This is a genomic window from Bradyrhizobium guangdongense, from assembly GCF_006483445.1.
GTDB classification, from domain to species: domain Bacteria; phylum Pseudomonadota; class Alphaproteobacteria; order Rhizobiales; family Xanthobacteraceae; genus Bradyrhizobium; species Bradyrhizobium guangdongense_A.
In genome coordinates this window covers 1-1,091 of sequence record NZ_PPPT01000342.1, presented here as the reverse complement: position 1 = coordinate 1,091, position 1,091 = coordinate 1, and the positions used below count along the sequence as shown (strand labels likewise).

Sequence of the window (1,091 nt, the reverse complement as noted above, 5' to 3'; positions counted from 1 at the left end):
GCCTGTCATCGTGCAGGCCGGCGCCTCCGAAGACGGCAAGCAGCTCGCGGCGGAGACGGCGGAGGCCGTGTTCACGGGCGGCGGCAGCCTCGCCGACGGGCAAAAGCTCTATGCCGACATCAAGGGCCGGATGGAGCAGGTCGGCCGTGACCCCGAACATCTCAAGATTCTTCCGGGCGCCTTCGTCGTGGTTGGCGACAGCGTGGACGAGGCCAAGGAGAAGCGCGCGCTGCTCGACAGCCGCGTGCATTACGACAGTGCCATCGCCTCGCTCTCGGTGATCCTCGGCACCGATGCGTCCGGCTTCGATCCCGACGGACAACTGCCGGAGATTCCGGAGACCAATGCCAGCAAGAGCGGACGCCAGCGCATGGTCGACCTCGCCAGGCGCGACAAGCTCACGGTGCGCCAGCTCGCCCAGCGCGTCGGCGGCTATGGCGGTCTGTCGTTCGTCGGCACGGCCAAAACCATCGCCGACCAGATGGAGGAATGGCTGACCGGTCGCGGCTCCGACGGTTTCAACATCATGTTCCCGTTCCTCCCCGCAGGGCTCGACGATTTCGTCGACAAGGTGGTGCCGGAGCTGCAGAGGCGCGGGATTTTCCGGAAAGAGTATGAAGGGGCCACTTTGCGCGAGAATCTGGGCCTGCCGCGGCCGAAAAACCGGTTCTTCGAGGCCTAGTCGGCCCGATTCGAGTGAGATTCTGGCCCTAAAACCTTGACATCAGGCGGTTTCTGGCTAGGTTGCCGGCCAACGCGGGCCGTTTGGCCGGCTCCAGATTCCCGATAATTTCTGAGGTTCAGAACATGGCCAAAGCGGTCACCATCAAGGTCAAGCTCGTGTCCTCGGCCGACACCGGCTTCTACTACGTCGCCAAGAAGAATTCGCGCACCATGACCGACAAGCTGGTCAAGAAGAAGTACGACCCGGTCGCGCGCAAGCACGTCGAATTCCGCGAATCCAAGATCAAGTAAGAAGATCGCGGGACACTAACGACCTTGCGGGGCCCTCTGGGCCCCGTTTTCGTTTCAGGCCGTGCGCAGCACCGGTGCCGGCGGCTGCGACGGGCGGATCAGCGCGAAGGCGACCT

General features: G+C 63.7%; 2 protein-coding genes. Both read left to right on the top strand.

All coding sequences use genetic code 11. The annotated features are described in order from the left end of the window. A partial coding sequence (locus C2U70_RS32690) for an LLM class flavin-dependent oxidoreductase (protein ID WP_140982911.1) occupies positions 1 to 682 on the top strand: 682 nt, incomplete at its 5' end. A 125-nt stretch (positions 683 to 807) separates the two neighbouring features. After that, entirely contained in the window at positions 808 to 975 is a 168-nt protein-coding gene (gene rpmG / locus C2U70_RS32685; protein WP_045008041.1) for a 50S ribosomal protein L33, read from the top strand. Positions 976 to 1,091 lie beyond the last annotated feature (116 nt).